Source organism: Gordonia sp. 135 (genome assembly GCF_009720185.1).
Taxonomy (GTDB): Bacteria; Actinomycetota; Actinomycetes; order Mycobacteriales; family Mycobacteriaceae; genus Gordonia; species Gordonia alkanivorans.
This window is the reverse complement of record NZ_CP046257.1, coordinates 4,382,890-4,400,737: the sequence shown is the minus strand read 5'-3', so window position 1 is coordinate 4,400,737 and position 17,848 is coordinate 4,382,890. Positions and strand designations below refer to the sequence as shown.

15 protein-coding genes are annotated in these 17,848 nt (G+C 67.4%); 9 read left to right on the top strand and 6 right to left on the bottom strand.

Going from position 1 to position 17,848, the window contains the following annotated elements; translation table 11 throughout:
* The first annotated feature begins 170 nt into the window (after positions 1 to 170).
* The 3 genes from GKZ92_RS19900 to GKZ92_RS19890 are packed head-to-tail and all read left to right on the top strand — an operon-like array spanning position 171 to position 2,574.
* Entirely contained in the window at positions 171 to 1,013 is an 843-nt protein-coding gene (locus tag GKZ92_RS19900; protein ID WP_006358151.1) for a substrate-binding periplasmic protein, read from the top strand.
* Positions 1,014 to 1,037: 24 nt separating this feature from the next.
* A complete protein-coding gene (locus GKZ92_RS19895) occupies positions 1,038 to 1,694 on the top strand; it encodes an amino acid ABC transporter permease (protein ID WP_006358150.1) in 657 nt (218 codons plus the stop codon).
* A 49-nt stretch (positions 1,695 to 1,743) separates the two neighbouring features.
* Complete coding sequence (locus tag GKZ92_RS19890; RefSeq protein WP_006358149.1) at positions 1,744 to 2,574, top strand: amino acid ABC transporter ATP-binding protein; 831 nt, start codon at positions 1,744 to 1,746, stop codon at positions 2,572 to 2,574.
* A gap of 116 nt (positions 2,575 to 2,690) precedes the next feature.
* On the opposite strand, the gene GKZ92_RS19885 is transcribed toward GKZ92_RS19890, so the two are convergent.
* Positions 2,691 to 3,563 carry a siderophore-interacting protein gene (locus GKZ92_RS19885; protein ID WP_006358148.1) on the bottom strand — a complete coding sequence of 291 codons (873 nt, stop codon included), beginning with the start codon at positions 3,561 to 3,563 and terminating at the stop codon, positions 2,691 to 2,693.
* Between the two features lie 106 nt (positions 3,564 to 3,669).
* Here GKZ92_RS19885 and GKZ92_RS19880 point away from each other — a divergent pair, with 106 nt between their 5' ends.
* Complete coding sequence (locus GKZ92_RS19880) at positions 3,670 to 4,743, top strand: enoyl-CoA hydratase/isomerase family protein (protein WP_006358147.1); 1,074 nt, start codon at positions 3,670 to 3,672, stop codon at positions 4,741 to 4,743.
* A gap of 30 nt (positions 4,744 to 4,773) precedes the next feature.
* On the top strand, positions 4,774 to 5,550 hold the full coding sequence (locus GKZ92_RS19875; RefSeq protein WP_006358146.1) for an enoyl-CoA hydratase: 777 nt from the start codon (positions 4,774 to 4,776) through the stop codon (positions 5,548 to 5,550).
* Positions 5,551 to 5,641: 91 nt separating this feature from the next.
* Here GKZ92_RS19875 and GKZ92_RS19870 read toward each other — a convergent pair whose 3' ends face one another.
* A complete protein-coding gene (locus GKZ92_RS19870) occupies positions 5,642 to 6,532 on the bottom strand; it encodes a LysR substrate-binding domain-containing protein (RefSeq protein WP_006358145.1) in 891 nt (296 codons plus the stop codon).
* Positions 6,533 to 6,622: 90 nt separating this feature from the next.
* Between GKZ92_RS19870 and GKZ92_RS19865 the strand changes: the two genes are divergently transcribed.
* Genes GKZ92_RS19865 through GKZ92_RS19850 form a run of 4 tightly spaced genes read left to right on the top strand, consistent with a single transcriptional unit; the run spans position 6,623 to position 10,082 of the window.
* Positions 6,623 to 7,858 (top strand): acetyl-CoA C-acetyltransferase, encoded by a 1,236-nt coding sequence (locus GKZ92_RS19865; protein ID WP_006358144.1) that lies wholly within the window; start codon positions 6,623 to 6,625, stop codon positions 7,856 to 7,858.
* Complete coding sequence (gene pcaD / locus GKZ92_RS19860) at positions 7,855 to 8,640, top strand: 3-oxoadipate enol-lactonase (protein ID WP_006358143.1); 786 nt, start codon at positions 7,855 to 7,857, stop codon at positions 8,638 to 8,640. Before GKZ92_RS19865 ends, pcaD begins: the two co-directional genes overlap by 4 nt.
* Positions 8,637 to 9,419 (top strand): CoA transferase subunit A, encoded by a 783-nt coding sequence (locus GKZ92_RS19855; protein WP_006358142.1) that lies wholly within the window; start codon positions 8,637 to 8,639, stop codon positions 9,417 to 9,419. The genes pcaD and GKZ92_RS19855 overlap by 4 nt, the downstream gene beginning before the upstream one ends.
* 9 nt (positions 9,420 to 9,428) lie before the next feature.
* A complete protein-coding gene (locus GKZ92_RS19850) occupies positions 9,429 to 10,082 on the top strand; it encodes a 3-oxoacid CoA-transferase subunit B (protein WP_006358141.1) in 654 nt (217 codons plus the stop codon).
* A 55-nt stretch (positions 10,083 to 10,137) separates the two neighbouring features.
* On the opposite strand, the gene GKZ92_RS19845 is transcribed toward GKZ92_RS19850, so the two are convergent.
* From GKZ92_RS19845 to benA, 4 genes are read right to left on the bottom strand one after another with little or no spacing between them, the layout of a single operon-like run.
* Positions 10,138 to 12,822, bottom strand: coding sequence for a helix-turn-helix transcriptional regulator (locus GKZ92_RS19845; protein ID WP_006358140.1), 2,685 nt, complete (start codon positions 12,820 to 12,822; stop codon positions 10,138 to 10,140).
* A gap of 43 nt (positions 12,823 to 12,865) precedes the next feature.
* On the bottom strand, positions 12,866 to 15,679 hold the full coding sequence (benC, locus tag GKZ92_RS19840; protein ID WP_006358139.1) for a benzoate 1,2-dioxygenase electron transfer component BenC: 2,814 nt from the start codon (positions 15,677 to 15,679) through the stop codon (positions 12,866 to 12,868).
* A 54-nt stretch (positions 15,680 to 15,733) separates the two neighbouring features.
* Positions 15,734 to 16,273, bottom strand: a complete 540-nt coding sequence (benB, locus tag GKZ92_RS19835) for a benzoate 1,2-dioxygenase small subunit (protein ID WP_006358138.1) — start codon at positions 16,271 to 16,273, stop codon at positions 15,734 to 15,736.
* Between the two features lie 11 nt (positions 16,274 to 16,284).
* On the bottom strand, positions 16,285 to 17,679 hold the full coding sequence (gene benA, locus GKZ92_RS19830; protein ID WP_006358137.1) for a benzoate 1,2-dioxygenase large subunit: 1,395 nt from the start codon (positions 17,677 to 17,679) through the stop codon (positions 16,285 to 16,287).
* Positions 17,680 to 17,848 lie beyond the last annotated feature (169 nt).

Here is a 17,848-nt window from a genome sequence, read left to right as displayed (position 1 = left end):
GAAACCCAGTGTTCACATTCGGGCAACCTCCGCTAAACGACCGGAACGTTGACTCATTCACCGAACCGAGATCACGCTCAGTGAACCGAACCTGAGGTGGTCTTCTTCGGCTGTTCCCTCTCTCGTCCCGGTGACCCCGGGGCGATCCCTTTCGACAGAAGGACAACGCGATGAGAAAGCTGCCTTTCCGTGCCCTGGTGACCGTCTTCGGAGGCGTTCTGGCGCTCAGTGCCTGCGCGGCGACCGACGAGGGCAACGATGACGTGGTGACCGTGGCGACGTCGGCCAACTACGCGCCGTTCACCATGGTCGAGACCTCCGGGGACCTGACCGGCTACGCGATCGACATCGCGGAGGAGATGGGTGAGCGCATGGGCGCCACGGTCAAGTTCGAGAAGGTCGACTACAAGTCCCTGCTGCAGGGTGTCACCACCGGTCGCTACGACATGTCCGACGGTTCGGTGGTGTTCACCGAGGAGCGGGCGAAGCAACTCGACTACACCCACCCGGTCGCGTCCAGCGGATCGGTGGCGATGATCCGGTCCGCCGACAAGGCGAAGATCACCGGTCTCGACTCCTCGCTGGCCGGCGTGCGGATCGGCGCCGTCGACGGCAGTGTCCAGCAGCAATGGGCGCTGGCGAACAAGGCCGACCTCGGCTACTCCGATCTCGTCGCGTACGCGGGACCGTCGCAGGCGATCCTGGACCTGAAGAACGGTCGCATCGACGCGATCGTCTACGACACCATCAACGCGCTGTACTACGCCCAGAAGAACCCGGCCGACGGCGTCGCCCCGGTCGGCGATTCGGTCAACCCCTCGATCGTGGCCGCGACCACCAAGAAGGGCAACACCGATCTGCTCGACCGCGTCAACAAGGCCCTGACCGAGATGTACTCCGACGGGACCATCGGATCGCTGCAGGAGGAGTGGTTCGGTCAGGCACTCCCGACCCCGACGTCACTGGATGCGGCCGATCCGTTCCCGCTCGCGCCCACCAAGTCGGACCGGTAGTCCGCGGACCGGGTTGGTGACGACATGACATTCGACGCACAGGTATGGGGTGAGTACCTCGGTGCGCTCCTGGACAGCCTGTGGGCGACCATCTGGCTGTTCCTCGGGAGCATGGCGATCGGTACGGTCGGCGGCGCACTGCTCGCCTTGATGCGCACCACCCCGGTATGGCCGGTGCGCGCCGTATCCATCGCCTTCACCTGGGTCTTCCGTGGCCTTCCGCCGCTGGTGATCCTGTTCTTCACGTACTTCGGACTGCCGGCACTCGGTGTGGCGCTGACGCCGATGGCCGCGGGAATCCTGGGCCTCGGCCTGACCGCCGCGGCCTACACCGCGGAGATCTTCCGCAGTGGGTTGTCCGCGGTCGACCGCGGACAATGGGAGGCCGCGCAGGCCCTGGCGATGACTCCGACGCACTACATGTGGCGGGTCATCGCACCCCAGGCCTTCCGGGTCAGCATCCCGCCCTATTTCAGCAACGCCATCACCGCGCTCAAGGCGACGTCACTCGCGAGCACCATCACGGTCGCCGAGATCACCGGAACCGCGAACAGGTTGATCAGCACCACCTTTCAGCCGCTGGAGATCCTGACGATCGTCGCGATCATCTACCTGCTGCTGAACACGGTGCTGGTGTTGTTGCAGTTCCTGTTCGAGCGTGCGTTCGCACTGAAGTCATGAGCACGGTGGTCACGAGCACCGGAATCATGCGAGCCGAAGGAGTCCTGGCATGACTACACCCATCATCGAGATCTCCGGTCTCCGTAAGAGTTACGGAGACCGCGAGATCCTCCACGGCGTCGATCTCACCGTGAACCAGGGCGAGGTGGTCGCCCTGATCGGGCCGTCGGGCGCGGCGAAGACAACTCTGCTCCGTTGCCTGAACCTGCTCGAGACGCCGAGTGCGGGGGCCATCGACATCCTGGGCAAACGTGTCTCCGGACCGGATGCGAAGGGACGGCAGAAGCACCTCCGCGGACGCGAGCTCCGCGAGTTGCGTCGCGATGTGGGCATGGTATTCCAGTCCTTCAACCTCTTTCCGCACATGAGTGTGATCGAGAACGTCATGGACTCGCCGGTGAAGTCGCTGGGACAGCCGCGGGCGGAGGTACGTGCCCGAGCGATCGAACTGCTGGAGGAGGTCGGCCTCGGGGACCGAATCGACGCCTACCCCGGCCAGCTCTCCGGTGGGCAGAAGCAACGTGTGGCCATGGCGCGGACGCTCGCCATGCAACCGCGCGTGGTCCTTTTCGACGAGGTCACCTCAGCGGTCGATCCGGAGATGAAGGCCGAGATTCTGCTGGTCATGAAAAGGCTTGCCACGAAGGGGCTCACGATGATCAGCGTGACGCACGAAATGGGATTCGCCGAGCAGGTCTCCGATCGGGTCGTCTTCATGGAACAGGGGCAGATCGTCGCCCAGGGCGGCCCGGAGCTCATCGCCAAGCCGCCCACCGCGCGACTGGCCCGATTCGTCAACGCAGTCGTCGATCCGGTCGGTGTGGCGATCGCCCAGGACCAGGACCAGGACCAGGACGAGGGCCCGTCCGAACAGCGTTAGACGGCTGCCTCGTTCGCGCGGTCGGACATCGCCAGGTGGTGTCGGTCGTCGAAGCGAATGGTGAACGCCGCCAGCACAACTCCTACGACGACCACGCCGAGCGTGGCGGTTCCGCGCTAGAGTCCGACGCGCTCGAGCGCCTCGTCGAACTCCTCGGATGCTTCTTTCTCGGTCTTGCCGTCGGCGAGTGCCTGCCGGTACACCGCGAACAGTTCGGTGCTGCGTTCGGAATAGCGTCGGGTCCAGCGTTCGCTGTCCTGTCGCCAGTAGCCGATCACGTCGTAGGACTCCCGACCCCACCGCAGCTCGCTGCGCAGGTGCTTGCGGACCGCTCGTGACTCCGAGGCCTCCCCGGCGAACCAGCAGTATCCGGCGGTGTCCGGGAGGTCCAGGGTTGCGACTGTCTCGGCCAACCGGCTCGGCGTCCGTCCGTTGCCGCCGATCAGCGTGACCATCTCGACCTCGCGGTCGGGTAGGTAGGCGAGGTCGGTCGGCGACGGCACCTCGGCCACCACGGTCAGGCCGTCGGTCGACGGGAGTTCTTCGACGATCCGCGCGAGCGCGGGGAGTCCGGCGAGGTCGGCGGCCAGCACGAGTCGGCTGGTCTGGACCGGCGGAGTGAACCAGCTGCGGGCGTGCGTCATGACGACGTCGTGGCCGGGTTCGGTGCGCTGGGCCCAGGTGGTCGCCGGCCCTGCGGCGTGGATGACGAAATCGACGACGACGGTTCCCGCCACCGGGTCAGCGGCGCGGATCGAGTAGTTGCGCCCATCCGGCGCGGGAACGGTCTCGTAGTAGGCCCAGACTCCGTCCCGGCATTCCATGTCCGGCGTCGAGCGCTGCGACTCGAAAGGGAAGTAGATACCCACCGCCTCGTCGGCGACGCCGGGCAGTCCCAGGCCGGCCAGGTCATCGACGTCGAACGTCAGACGTCGCAGGTTGGGCGTCAGGTCGTCGACCCCGCGGACGCGTGCTCTCGAGTAGCCCATGAGGCCACCCTAACCTCACTACCGCCGAACACCCGGGGTCTGGCCTCTGTTACTAGGATATGCAACCATCTGTGGAGGCCTGTCGGTGTGGAGAGGAGTTTCGATCGTGTCGGAACAATCAGTGCTGGTCCCGTCTGTCCTGACGGAGGAGAACGGGTCGGCGCGGTCGCTGATCCTCAACCGTCCGAAGTCGATCAATGCGATCGATCACGAGATGGCCACCGAGATCGCGGAGCGACTCGACGAATGGGCCGGTGACGACTCGGTCGCGGCCGTCGTTCTCTACGGCGCCGGCGAGCGTGGACTGTGCGCGGGCGGCGACATCGTCGCGATCCACCGCGACGCCTCGGCGCTCAGCGGCAATCCCGACTCAACCGACATCGACGCCGAGAACTCGCCGTCGGCGAGGTTCTGGTTCGACGAGTACCGCTTGAACGCGGCGATCTCGAGCTACCCCAAGAGTTACGTCGCGATCATGGACGGCATCGTGATGGGCGGCGGTGTCGGCGTCTCCGCACACGGCAACGTGCGCATTGTGACCGACCGGACCCGTCTGGCCATGCCCGAGGTCGGCATCGGCTTCGTCCCCGATGTCGGTGGTACGCACCTGCTCTCGCGTGTTCCGGACGGACTCGGCCTGTATGCCGGCCTCACCGCGGCCCACCTCCGTGGTGCCGACGCGATCGCGATGGGGCTCGCCGACCACTTCGTCCCCTCCGAGTCGCTGCCCGCGTTCATCGAGGCCATCGGGGCCTCCGGCGTCGACGCCGCGATCGCTGAGTACGCCACCGAGGCTCCCGAGTCCGAGCTCGCCGCCCAGCGTGGGTGGATCTCCGAAGCCTTTGCCGCCGAGACCATCTCGGGGATCATCGAGCGTTGCCACGTGGTCGGTACGGAGGCGGCGACCAAGACTGCCGACACCATCGCGGCCAAGAGCCCCACTGCGCTCGCGGTCACGCTGCGGTCGCTGCGCGAGGCCGCGAACGACGCGACCCTCGAGGACACCCTGGTCCGCGAATACCGCGTCTCCCTCCGGTGCCTCCTGCATCCCGACATGGCCGAGGGCATCCGCGCACAGGTCATCGACAAGGACCGCAACCCGAGTTGGGCAGAATTCTCGGAGGCGGACGTCGACGCGTTCTTCGCGCCGCTGCCGCACGACCTGACGTTCTCTGCCTGACCGACCACCTCAACCGGAAGAAGGAAGCACGTGACCGAATACCAGACCATCCTCGTCGAACGCCGCGGCCGGGTCGGCATCATCACCCTCAACCGCCCGAAGGCGCTCAACGCCCTCAACTCCGAGCTCATGAACGAAGTGGTCGGCGTCGTCAAGGAATTCGACGTCGACGAGGCCATCGGTGCCATCGTCATCACCGGTTCCGAGAAGGCGTTCGCCGCCGGCGCGGACATCAAGGAGATGTCCACCAAGACCTACGCCGAGGTCGCGAACCAGCAGTTCTTCGGCGCCTGGGACGAGCTGGCACGCACCCGCACCCCGATCGTCGCCGCGGTCACCGGCTACGCCCTCGGCGGCGGCTGCGAACTCGCCATGCTCTGTGACTTCATCATCGCCGGCGACAACGCCGTCTTCGGTCAGCCGGAGATCAACCTCGGCGTCATCCCGGGCATCGGTGGCTCGCAGCGCCTCACCCGCGCCGTCGGCAAGGCCAAGGCGATGGACATGATCCTCACCGGCCGCAACATGAAGGTCGACGAGGCCGAGCGTGCGGGCCTCGTGTCGCGCGTCTTCCCCAAGGAAGAAGCCCTCGCCAAGGCCATCGAGATCGCCGAGGTCATCGCCTCCAAGTCGCTCATCGCGTCGGCCCTCGCCAAGGAAGCCGTCAACCGCGCCTTCGAGTCGGGCCTGACCGAGGGCGTCCGCGCCGAGCGGGGCCTCTTCTACTCGACCTTCGCCACCGACGACCAGACCGAGGGCATGGCCGCCTTCGTCGAGAAGCGGGACCCGAACTTCACGCACCGCTGATCCCTGAAACACCAGCAATCCCACCCTTTTTCGGTATTCCCACCCCCGTCGCGCACGGCGGGAATACGGAAAAAGGGTGGGATTGCGGCGTTCAGGAGAGCGTGCGCAACACCGCCACCGCCCGTTCGATGAGCGGGGTTCGACGAGCCGCCGCGTAGGCGGCCGCCAGAGCCACCTGGTCGATCGGTGCGGACAGGGGCCGGTAGACGACGCCGGCCACGCCGAGCGCCGAGGTCGGTTCGGGCACGATCGCCACTCCGAGTCCGGCCGCGACCAGAGTCACGAGCGTCGACGTCTCCTCGACCTCGTGTCGGATGCGCGGCACGAAACCCGCGCGCTCGGACGCGGCCGCCAGCACCCCGGCGAGCACCGACCGCCCCCCGCCGACGTGTGAGATGAAGTCCTCGCCGCGGAGCCGGCCGATCTCCACCGCCTCGTCCTCGGGGGTGTCGGCGAGCGGATGATCGGCGGGCAGAGCGACGATCAGCCGGTCCCGTCGGATCGATTCGACGTGGAGGCCCGGGGTCTCCACCGGCATGCGCAACAGGGCGAGGTCGATGTCGCCCGACGCCAGAGCCGCCAGCTGTTCCGATGCCAGCATCTCGCCCCGGACGCTCACGTCCACGTCGGGCAACACCTCACGCAGCGCGCGCACGAACTGGGGGAGCAGGGAGTAGGTCGCCGAACCTACGCAGCCGATCGCGAGATTGCCCTGCCGGCCGTCGGCGATGCGCTGCGCGCGACGGGCGGCGGCGTCGACCGAGTCGAGGATCGCCTCGACCTGACGCAGATAGTCCTGGCCTGCGGCGGTCAGCTCGACGCGCCGTGTGGAACGGACGAGCAGGGCCACGCCGAGTTCGTCCTCGAGCTGTTTGATCTGCTGGGAGAGCGGCGGCTGGGCGATGTGCAGCCGCTGTGCCGCCCGACCGAAGTGCAACTCCTCGGCGACCGCGCGGAAGTAGCGCAGGTGGCGTAGCTCCACGTGCTCATCGTACCGATTGATATTCCTGAGATATCAAAAACCGGCAAATGGATACTTCTCCATATAGCCGCAGGTCTCTACGCTGGACGCATGGCAACTTCGAGTACCCCGGACACCGACATCGTCATCTGTTCACCCCTGCGCACCCCGGTGGGTCGTATGGGTGGCGCACTGTCGTCCGTGCCGGTCACGCGCCTCGCCACCGATCTGCTCAAGGAGCTGACCGCGCGGACCGGGCTCGGCGAGGGCGACATCGACGACGTCATCCTGGGCCAGGGGTACGCGAGCGGGGAATCCCCTGCGCTCGGCCGGATCGCCGCACTCGACGCGGGGCTGGGTGTCGGTGTCCCGGGTATGCAGATCGACCGCCGATGCGGATCGGGCCTGCAGGCAGTGCTCACGGCGGCGTCGTCGGTGGCGACCGGCGGTGCGCGACTCGTGGTCGCCGGTGGAGCCGAGTCGATGTCGAACGTCGAGCACTACGCGCTCGGGCTCCGTTCCGGGATCAAGCAGGGCGGCGTCGAGCTGATGGATCGCCTCGACCGAGGTCGACTCACCGCCGGCGGTGAATCCCATCCGGTACCCGGCGGGATGATCGAGACCGCCGAGAATCTCCGCTCGGAGTACGGGATCTCCCGCGCCGATCAGGACGAGTACGCCGCCCGGTCGCATCACCGTGCCGTCGCGGCTCACGAGGCGGGCCGGTTCGACGACGAACTCGTCCCGGTCACCATCCCCGGCCGCCGGGGGAAACCCGACACCGTCGTCGATCGGGATGAGCATCCGCGTGCCGATGCCACCGCGGACTCGCTCGGCAAGCTGCGTCCCATCCGTCTCAAGGTCGACGCGGACGCCACGGTCACCGCGGGCAACGCGTCCGGACAGAACGACGGCGCCGCCATGTGCGTGGTGACCACCCGTGCGGAAGCGGCCCGTCGTGGACTGGAACCCCTTCTCGCCCTGCGTTCCTGGGCCGGGACCGGCTGCCAACCCGAGACGATGGGCGTCGGTCCGGTGAGCGCGACGGCAGCCGCCCTCGACCGTGCCGGCCTCACCCTCGACGAGATCGACCTGATCGAACTCAACGAGGCGTTCGCCGCACAGGTACTGGCCTGCCTCGACGAATGGAAGATCGACCCCGGTGACGAACGACTGAACCCCAACGGTTCCGGTATCTCCCTGGGTCATCCGATCGGCGCGACCGGCGCCCGCATCCTCGCGACCGCAGCCCACGAGGCGCGCCGTCGTGAGGCGCGATACGTCCTGGAGACCATGTGCATCGGCGGCGGTCAGGGTCTCGCCGCGATCTTCGAGGCCACCCGATGAGCGCCCGCGCCTCCGCCCCGGTGCAGGTACACGCCGTCGTCTCCGGACGCGCCGACGGTCCCGCGGTCGTGCTGTCGAACTCGCTCGGATCGACACATCGCATGTGGGACGCACAGCTGTCCGCACTCGAGGAGCGGTTCCGGGTCGTCCGCTACGACACCCGCGGCCACGGGCAGTCCCCGGTCCCGCAGGGGCCGTACACGATCGACGATCTCGCCGACGACGTCATCGCACTACTCGACCGCCTCGACATCGACCGTGCGCATCTCGTCGGCCTCTCGCTCGGCGGCATGACCATGATGCGCGTCGCCGCCCGGAATCCCGAGCGGGTCGACCGGCTGGCCGTACTCTGCACGGGCGCACAGCTCCCGCCGCGAGATGCGTGGCTCGACCGGGCCGCCGCGGTGCGGGCGAACGGTACCAAGGCCGTTGCCGAATCCGTCGTCCAGCGCTGGTTCACCCCGGAGTACCTGAGTACCTACGGCAGTTCACGGAAGTTCCACGAGGACATGGTGGCCGCGACCCCGGCCGAGGGTTACGCGGCATGCTGTGAGGTGATCGCCGCAATGGATCTGCGGGACGACCTGCCGTCCATCGCCGCACCGACGCTGGCCGTCGCCGGCGTCGACGACCCGGCCACTCCGCCGTCGAAGCTGCAGGAGATCGCCGACAACGTCCAGCAGGGGCGACTGCTCGTCGTGCCCGACTCGGCGCACCTGGCCAACGCCCAGCAGCCCGACATCATCAATCCCGCACTCACCGAACATCTGGAGCAGCAATGAGTTACGACAAGCGCGCCGCGTCGGCCGCGGAGGCCGTCGCCGACATCCCCGACGGCGCCAGCCTCGCCGTCGGCGGTTTCGGTCTCGCCGGTATCCCCGGCTTCCTCATCGACGCCCTCCTCGAGCAGGGCGCGAAGAACCTGACCATCGTGTCCAACAACTGTGGCGTCGACGGTGCGGGTCTCGGTCTGTTGCTGGAAGCGCGTCGCATCGACAAGGTGATCGCCTCCTACATCGGCGAGAACAAGGAGTTCGGCAGGCAGTTCCTCGCCGGCGAGGTCACCGTCGAACTCACCCCGCAGGGCACCCTGGCCGAACGTATGCGCGCAGGCGGCAGCGGGATCGGTGCGTTCTTCACCCCGACCGGGGTGGGAACACTCGTCGAAGAAGGCGGTCTGCCCTGGCGGTACAACGCCGACGGCACCATCGCCGAGGCCTCCCCGCCCAAGGAGGTCCGGACCTTCAACGGCAAGCCGATGGTCCTCGAGGAAGCCATCGTCACCGACTACGCCCTGGTGCGCGCCGCCGTCGTCGACACGGCCGGGAACTGCCGATTCCACGCTGCCGCACGTAATTTCAACCCTCCCGCGGCCATGTCGGGTCGCACGACGATCGTCGAGGCGGAGAAGGTCGTCGAAGTGGGCGAACTCGGGCCCGACGAGATCCACCTGCCCGGCATCTTCGTCAAGCGCATCGTCGAACTGACACCGGAAGAGGCCTCGCGCAAGGGAATCGAGAAGCGCACCATCCGCGAGCGCCCGACCGCTGCGACCGTATAGGAGACCACCATGACCTGGACACGGAACGAGATGGCTGCCCGCGCGGCGAAAGAGCTCACCCGCGGTGACTACGTCAACCTGGGAATCGGGCTGCCGACGCTGATCCCCGACCACATGCCCGACGACTCGGGTATCTTCCTGCACGCGGAGAACGGAATCCTCGGGGTCGGCCCCTTCCCGTACGACGACGAGGTCGATCCCGACCTGATCAACGCGGGCAAGCAGACCGTGTCGGTGCTGCCCGGCGCATCGTATTTCGACTCCGCCACCAGTTTCGCGATGATCCGAGGCGGGCACGTCGACGTGGCCGTCCTCGGTGGGATGCAGGTGGCGATGAACGGTGACCTCGCCAACTGGATGGTGCCCGGCGCGCTCGTGAAGGGGATCGGCGGCGCCATGGACCTCGTCAACGGGGCCGGCAAGGTGATCGTGCTGATGGAGCACGTCACCAAGAAGGGGGAGCCGAAGCTGCTCGAGCACTGCGCCCTGCCGCTGACCGGCCGGAGCGTGGTGAGCCGCGTCATCACCGACCTGGGCGTGTTCGACGTCGCCGGAACGGGTTTCGAGGTCGTGGAACTGGCTCCCGGTGTCGACTTCGCCACGGTCGTCGAGAAGACCGGTGCCCCGGTCACCGATCGCACCGCGGTGCACGCCGCGGTCTGAGGCAGGTACGCAGCGGTCGACCGAACCTGCGATCGAGGTCGGAGATGGCGGTCTCTCAACGGCGCGAGGCCGCCAGCTCCGACCGTGACCGCAGTCCGAGCTTCGCGTAGATCCGGGTCAGGTGGTACTGCACGGTCTTGGGCGAGATGAACAGTTCGGCAGCCACCTCACGGTTGGAGAGCCCACGCGCCACGAGCGTGGTCACCGCCTCCTCCTGCGGGGTGAGCTCGGCGACGTCTTTCGCGGCGTGGGCATTCTCGACGCGTGAGACCGCCAGGCCGCCGGCCTTCAACTCGCGGTCGCAGCGCTCCACGTAGGTCGTCGCGCCCAGCGAGACGTACAGATCGCGGGCGGTCCCGATGACGGCGTCGGCGGCGCGTCGTTTGCCTGCCCGTCGCAACGTCTGGCCGTACGCGAAATTGACCCGCGCCTGGTCGTAGCGGAGCCCGAGGCCGTCGAGGAGTTGGATGCCATCCTCGAAAGTTCGACGCGCACCGTGTATGTCGCCGGTGGCACCGAGGAACCGTCCGCGCGCGTACTTCATCCGGGCGGCCGACGAGCGGTGCCCGCGTTCCTCCGACCGTTTCTCGTAGTCCCGGAGCAGGTCGTCGGCCGCGTCGTATTGACCCTCCAGGACAAGGGCATTCCCCAGTACGTCCACCCAGGGCCACAGGCCGGGTTCGGACAGCGCGGGGACGCTCTCGGACATTGTTCTCAGCGGTGCGAGGATGCGCCGGACCTTTCCGTAATCCGCCGCGGCCTCGGCGAGCTGAGCACGTGCCAGCATGTCCGGGATGCGCATGATCTCGTAATCGCCCGCAGAGGTGGTGTTCTCGGCGACACTGCGGTGAGCTGCCTCCCAGTTGCCCCGCAGCGAATGGATCTGGCTCGCCGTCCAGTTCAGCAGCGGCGTCGTCAGCGCGATGCCACTGGAACGTGCCAGCCCATGGCCGGCTTCCACGTTGCGCATGGCCTCGTCCCAGTCGCCGGTGAGGAACTGCACCCGTGCCAGCCAGGCCACCGCCCACATCGAGATCCGCGTGGAACCGCCCAACTGTGCCATCGACACGGCGGTCTCGAGATTGGTTCGGGCGGCGTCGATCTCGTCGAGTCCCAGCTGCAACCACCCGCGACCCATGATCGCGCGCTGCGCCTGCGCGCCGTACCGGATCTGTTCGGAGACCGAATCGTACTCGGCGCGGGCGGCGTCGGGATGCCCCGACCACGCCAATCCGAGCCCACGGATGACCGCGGCCTCCACGCGGGCCGCCGACCCGCTCCCGGCCATCGTGATCGCCCGATCGGCCCAGGTCACCAACTCGGCGCCCTGGCACCGTACGAGGTTGTGCAGCACGTGGCGCTGGGCGATCAGGGCGGCCACGTCGGGTTCACGATCGACGTTGACGATGTCCCAGGCGCGGTCGAGGCGCAGCTGCGCTTCCGCCGAGCGTCCCCGCAGGATGGCCAGGTACGCCAGCGTCGCATTGCGCAGCGGTGTCTCGCGCAAGCTCTCCACCGTCGGGACCAAGGCGCCGGCACCGGTGCAATCGCCCGCGGCGAGAAGCGAATCGACCGCGAGGGTCACTCGGGTGTCGCGCTCGAGCGGATCGGGCGTGAGCCGGCCCGACTGGCGGTAGAGACCGGCGGCCTCCGCCCATGCGCCGTCGGCACCGCGCATGCGGGCGAGATCGGCCAGGTCGTCGGCGAGACCGGCATCGGCGGTCGGGGTGGCGGCCACCCGGTGATGGAGCCGGCGCGCCGGATCGACGACCACGTCGGCCGCCCGTCGGTGCGCAGCGCCCACGGCCTTCATCCCCAGGACCTCGAGGATCGCGGCGCGCACCAGGGGGGTGACGATCCGGGGCTGCACCTCGGCGGGCGTCAGCGCTCCGTCGGAGGTGACCAGTCCGGTGCGTCGCGCGTCGTCGATCGCCGCCAGCGGGTCCTCGACGCCGGCGAGGGCCAGGGCGGTCGAGAGTGGTTCGGCGACATCGAGTATCGCGAGCGCCTCGATGAGCGCGCCGGCGGGCGTGCCAGACTCCGGGAGTCGCTCGCGCACCGCACGGACGACGTGTGCGGGGGCCGGGAGTTGGGCGTCACTGCGTGCCCAGGTCCCGGCCGGTACCTCGTCGAGCAGGGCCACGATGTCTCGTGGATTGCCCGACGTGTGCCGGGTCAGTTCCGCCCGCATCGCGGGATGGAGCACGATGCCGCGCTGTCCGGCGAGATCCGCGGTGCCCTGTGCATCGACCCCCTCGAGTCGCAGCTCGTCGAAGGCCTGTCCGGCGAGGCGGGTACCGGGCCGAGCTGTCGTCACGACGACGAGGATGCGACGTGTCCGGTGCTCCCGGATCAGCGTCACCAACGCTTGGAGCGACTCTTCGTCGGCGAGGTCGGCGTCGTCGACGGCCACGAGCACCGGGACATCCGACGCCGTCGCCTCGAGTAGGGCGTCCACGAGATCGCCGGCGCGATCCGGCTCGACCTGCTGGTCCTGGAGAAGTTGACGGATCAGCGAACCCGGAGTGGCGGCCTGCCAGGGCGAGACCCGTGCCCACAACGTGGTGCCGGCGTCCGGGGACGCCAGGTGGTACTGGACGAGGTGGGTGAGGAGGGTCGACTTGCCGCAACCCGGATTCCCGGAGATGGCGATCAGTTCCGCCCCGGATACGGTGCGGAGCCGCGTCGACAACACGTCGATCTCGCGGTCCCGCCCGACACATGCGGCAGTGACCATCATCGCTCCATGGTAGGTAACCGTGGACGCCGGTGGCCTCGGGTTCCTATCCCTGGTCGCCGCCCGCGACCGGCAGGACCGTGCCGGTGATGTACGACGCCTCGTCCGACGCCAGGAAGCAGATCGCCGCGGCCTGCTCGTCGAGCGTCCCGTATCGGTTCATCAGGGACGACGCCTTGGTCTGATCGATGTGGGCCTGATACCACCGCGCCTCGGTCTCGTTCCGCGGCTCGGGGGTGCCGCGGGAGATCCGGCGGGGCGGGGCCTCGGTGCCACCGGGCGCAGCGGCCACCACGCGGACACCGGCGTCAGCGTATTCCATCGCCAGCGACGCGGTCATCGCGTTGACGGCGCCCTTGGCGGCCGAGTAGGGGATGCGATGGATTCCGCGGGTCGCGGCGGAGGAGACGTTGACGATCACCCCGCCGCCGTTGTCGATCATCGACGGCAGAACAGCTCGGCACGAGTACAGCGTGGTCATCAGGGACCGGTCGATCTCCGCCCGGATCTGTGCGTCGGTGAACTCGGTGAACGGTTTGAAGTTGATCGCCCCGCCGACGTTGTTGATCAGCACGTCGACCCGGCCGTAGGAGGCGATGGCCCGGCGGACCACCGACTCGGCGCCGTCGTAGGACTCCAGGTCCGCGATCGCCGACACCGCCCCGGGACCGGTCGACTCGAGGTCACGCGCGACCTCCTCGACGAGGTCCGACCGGTCGGCCAGGACGACCGTTCCGTCTTCGGCGCTGATCCGGCGCGCGGCCTGTTCACCGATTCCCTGTGCGGCGCCGGTGATCACCACGACCTTGCCGGCGAAGCGGCCGGGGGTGACGAAACGCGGGCGGCGCGAGGCCATCTCGTCGGCCATCGCACGACGCATCGTCTGCTTGGACCGTTCGGCATGAGCGGCGATCAGCTCCCGGGCGGCGTCGTGGTCGCCGGATTCGAAGGCCGACACGATGTCGAGATGGTCCTGTGCGCACAGCGGGTGGCACCACGTCGCGTTGCGCAGCACCTCGGTCATCCGGCCCTTCACCCCGAGGGCCTTGTAGGCCTCGAGCAGGTGGTCGTTGCCCGTGAGCGTGAACAGGTAGTCGTGGAAGGCGGCGTTGGTCTCGGTGTACTGGGCGGCATCGACGAACCGGTCCCCGTCGACGTAGGGCACGGTGGCATCGGCGAGCAACCGGTAGCCGGTCAGCTGCTTGGTGTTCAGGCGGCCGAAGGTCAGTTCCAGCGCGCCCAGTTCGAGCGCGGCACGCGCCTCGAACAGGGCGTCCGACTCGTGGATGGCCGGGTGTTCCTCGCCGATCTGATAACCCTGCGAACCGACCACGGTCGGAGCGGTGACGGGTTCGGCGGAATCGGTGTCGTCGTGCGGGGTTCCGGTGACCGGCGCGGGAGTGGGATCGGAAGCGTGTAGCTGGGTGAGGTCCGACGCCGCGAACATCTCCTGCCCGGCGATCGTGCGCACGGTCCCGGTCGCGTCCGACACCGTCGGCCGGATCGCGCCGTCATCGGGATCGAGGTCCGGGCCGCCGATCCCGCCGCGCCACATCTGTTGTCCGGCAACGCGTACGAGCGAGTCGTCGTCGGGGGTGCCGGATTGGGGTCCCGGCCGGCTGTCGAGTTCGGCAGCCGGCAGCGTCAGCTGTCCCGCGACCGCGCGGGCGTCGGATGCGAATAGGAGCTCTTCCACCGCCGCACGACCAGTCGCCGCCGCCACGACGACCGGAGCGGACTCGTCGGTCTCGGCCCCGACGACCTCGTCCTCCGCGGCGGCCGTAGGCTTGGCGGCCAGCGCGAACTTCTCGTAGTAGAAGCCGGTCGGTTCGATCCCGGCCTGCGCGACGTGCTTGCGCACGGCCTCGACCATGGGCGGCGGACCGCAGAGGTAGATCGCGACGTCGCCGTCGTAGAGATGAGCCGGTTCGATCAGGCTCATCACATAACCCTTGTTGGTCGCCGAGCTGGCCGGGTCCGAGACACAGTGGTCCCAGGTGAAGCCCGGCATCTTGTCGGCGAAGTACTCGATCTCGTCGGTCGCGACCAGGTCGGTGTCGGTGGAGACACCGTAGATCAGGTGTACCTTCCGACGGCTGTTGTCGGCGTGCAGCTTTCGCAGCATCGACAGGATCGGGGCCAGGCCGGTGCCGCCGGCCAGCAACAGCACCGGGCGGGTGGCCTCGCGAAGGAAGAACGAACCGTGCGGCCCGGTGAAGCTGATCTCCTCGCCCCGGTTGGCGCGGTCGGTCAGATACGTCGACATCGCCCCGCCCGGGGTGAGCTTGATCAGGAAGACCAGTTGGTCCTCGTGTGGCCCGTTGGCGAAGGAGTACGACCGCCGGATGGGATTCCCATCGCCGTCATCGCTACCCGGAACCTCGATGTTCACGTACTGGCCGGGAAGGAACGCCAACTGTCCGCGGTTCTCGATCCGGATCTCCAGGCGCATCGTCGACTCCGAGAGACGATCGAGCCCGACGACGGTGCCGGTGAACCTCGAGGCCTGTGTCTTCGCGACGTCCGAGGTGGCCGCGATCTGCAGCACCAGATCGGATTTCGGCTTCATGCAGCACGGCAGCGCAAAACCCTGTGCCGATTCGTCGTCGGAGAGCGCATCCTCGATGTAGGTGCCGCCGTCGTAGTCGCCGGACTCGCAGAACGCCTTACATGTTCCGCAGGCGCCGTCGCGACAGTCGAGCGGGATGTTGATGCGCTGCCGGTAGGAGGCGTCGGCGACGGTCTGATCCTCGCGGCAGGTGACGAATCGGGTGACCCCGTCCTCGAAGGACAGCGCCACCTGATGGGTGTTCGCGGTGCCGGCGGCGGCGCCGGCCTCTGCATCGGTGGTGACAGTCATGGACGGGATCCTCTTGATCGGCGTTTGGGGTGGTCGGGGCTGGTGAGGTGAAGGTCAGAAGTGGTACACGTCCACCACGTGGTGGATGTAGTCGTTCTTCAGCACGATCGTCTTGCGCCGGATCATCGGGCGTTCACCGGAGAAGTCGATGGTGTAGAACGAGGTCCCGTAGTACGGGTCGACCGTGTTGTACCGGAAATACATCGTGTGCCAATTGAATCGGACGTCGACGAGGTCGCCGCGCCGTTCGATCACCTCGACGTTGCTGATGTTGTGGCTGGTGCGCGGTTCGGGAAGTGAGGTCGCCGAGGACCTCTCGGTACGAATCCGGAACACCCGGTCCTCGAGGCCGCCCTTGTTGCCGTAGTAGATGAGCGAGATCTCGCGCTGCGGGTCCTCGGTCAGGCGATCGTTGTCGTCCCAGGCGGGCATCCAGTACACGACGTCGTCGGCATAACAGTCGAGCCACTTCTCGAACTCGCGGTCGTCGAGATAGCGCGCCTCGCGATAGAGGAACTGCTCGATCATGTTCTGCGTGATCAGTTTCCCGCCGGCGTCCGTCCCTGTTGCGGCGGTGTTCTCGGTGGTCGTCATCCCGTTCCCCTTCAGTGCTTCTCGGCTGCTGTGGTCGCGGATTCCTCTTCGGCGGCCACCGCAGCGCGCATCGTCTCGAGCCAGTAACCGTGCTGGACGGGGTAGAGGCCCTCGTCCTCGTTCTTGACTCCGGCGGAGATGACGCCGGTCATGCCCAGCGACTCGGCGACCTCGTCCGGTCCGGTCAGCCAGTGCTGCGCTCCTCGGCTCATGTCGTTCCACGGAGCAGCCTGCGCGCGGAAGGTGAGTTGGCAGGAGCGGAACTCCTCGAGATCGTCGGGGGTGGCCATGCCCGACGCGTTGAAGAAGTCCTCGTACTGGCGGATACGGTGCGCGCGTGCGGAGTCGCCGCTCTCACCCTTGGGGGCGATGCAGTAGATGGTGACCTCGGTCTTGTCCGGCGCGATCGGCCGGAAGTGACGGATCTGGGTCGAGAACTGGTCCATCAGATAGACGTTCGGGTACAGGCACAGGTTGCGCGAACCCTTCACCATGAACTCGCCCTTGGCATCGCCGTGGGTCTTCTTGAGGTCGTCCATCTTGTCCCAGAGCGGCCGATCCTGCGGATTGGCCGCCCAGGTCCACAGGCAGAGATGGCCATTGGGGTACGACCAGTAACCGCCACCGGACTTGCCCCATCCGCCGGCATCGAGTGCCCTGGTGTCGTTCTTGGACTCGCCGGTGCCGCGCCGCGAGGTGGTGGCGGCGTAGTTCCAGTGGGTCGCGGTGACGTGGTAGCCGTCGGCGCCGTTCTCCGCCTGGACCTTCCAGTTCCCGTCGTAGGTGTAGGTGGACGAACCGCGCAGCACCTCGAGGCCGTCCGGCGACTGGTCCACCAGCATGTCGATGACCAGGCGGGTGTCGCCGAGATGATCGTCGAGCGATTGCACGTCGTCGTTCAGGCTCCCGAACAGGAAGCCGCGGTAGCTGTCGAAGCGTGCGACCTTGGTGAGGTTGTGTGAGCCGTTGACGTCGAAGGTGTCGGGGTAGCCCGCGCCCTCGGGGTCCTTGACCTTCAGCAGGGTGCCGTCGTTGCGGAAGGTCCATCCGTGGAACGGGCAGGTGAGGGTCATCCGGTTGTCGGTCTTGCGGCGGCAGATCATCGCCCCGCGGTGGGCGCAGGCGTTGATGAGGCAGTGCAGCTCGCCGCTCTTGTCCCGGGTGATGACCACGGGTTGCCGGCCGATGTAGGTGGTGAAGTAGTCGCCGGGGTTGGGCACCTGACTCTCGTGGGCCAGGTAGATCCAGTTGCCCTCGAAGATGTGCTTCATCTCCAGCTCGAAGATGTCCTCGTCGGTGAAGATCCGACGGTTGGCGCGATAGACGCCGGCCTCGCGGTCGTCGACGACCGCGTCGCCGAGGACAGAGTTCACGTGGTGAAGATGTTCCGTTACGGACGCGGTCATGTGCTGTACCTCCAGATTTTGGCTGCTCGTTGCACTGTCGCACCCACGTGGTGCCGATCACACTAGGGCAATGGCCAGTCCTGACCAAGCATCCGATTGATAAACAGCTGCGATCAATGCGGTCTGCAAATGTCTTTGTCTTGTATGTATTCGACCTTTACCGTGTAAT

What these genes read in the sequence shown, in the direction of transcription:
- GKZ92_RS19900 (WP_006358151.1), top strand. Translation starts at nt 171, where the DNA reads ATGAGAAAGCTGCCTTTCCGTGCCCTGGTGACCGTCTTCGGAGGCGTT.
- GKZ92_RS19895 (WP_006358150.1), top strand. Translation starts at nt 1,038, where the DNA reads ATGACATTCGACGCACAGGTATGGGGTGAGTACCTCGGTGCGCTCCTG.
- GKZ92_RS19890 (WP_006358149.1), top strand. Translation starts at nt 1,744, where the DNA reads ATGACTACACCCATCATCGAGATCTCCGGTCTCCGTAAGAGTTACGGA.
- GKZ92_RS19885 (WP_006358148.1), bottom strand. Translation starts at nt 3,563, where the DNA reads ATGGGCTACTCGAGAGCACGCGTCCGCGGGGTCGACGACCTGACGCCC.
- GKZ92_RS19865 (WP_006358144.1), top strand. Translation starts at nt 6,623, where the DNA reads ATGGCAACTTCGAGTACCCCGGACACCGACATCGTCATCTGTTCACCC.
- pcaD (WP_006358143.1), top strand. Translation starts at nt 7,855, where the DNA reads ATGAGCGCCCGCGCCTCCGCCCCGGTGCAGGTACACGCCGTCGTCTCC.
- GKZ92_RS19855 (WP_006358142.1), top strand. Translation starts at nt 8,637, where the DNA reads ATGAGTTACGACAAGCGCGCCGCGTCGGCCGCGGAGGCCGTCGCCGAC.
- GKZ92_RS19850 (WP_006358141.1), top strand. Translation starts at nt 9,429, where the DNA reads ATGACCTGGACACGGAACGAGATGGCTGCCCGCGCGGCGAAAGAGCTC.
- GKZ92_RS19845 (WP_006358140.1), bottom strand. Translation starts at nt 12,822, where the DNA reads ATGATGGTCACTGCCGCATGTGTCGGGCGGGACCGCGAGATCGACGTG.
- benC (WP_006358139.1), bottom strand. Translation starts at nt 15,679, where the DNA reads ATGACTGTCACCACCGATGCAGAGGCCGGCGCCGCCGCCGGCACCGCG.
- benB (WP_006358138.1), bottom strand. Translation starts at nt 16,273, where the DNA reads ATGACGACCACCGAGAACACCGCCGCAACAGGGACGGACGCCGGCGGG.
- benA (WP_006358137.1), bottom strand. Translation starts at nt 17,679, where the DNA reads ATGACCGCGTCCGTAACGGAACATCTTCACCACGTGAACTCTGTCCTC.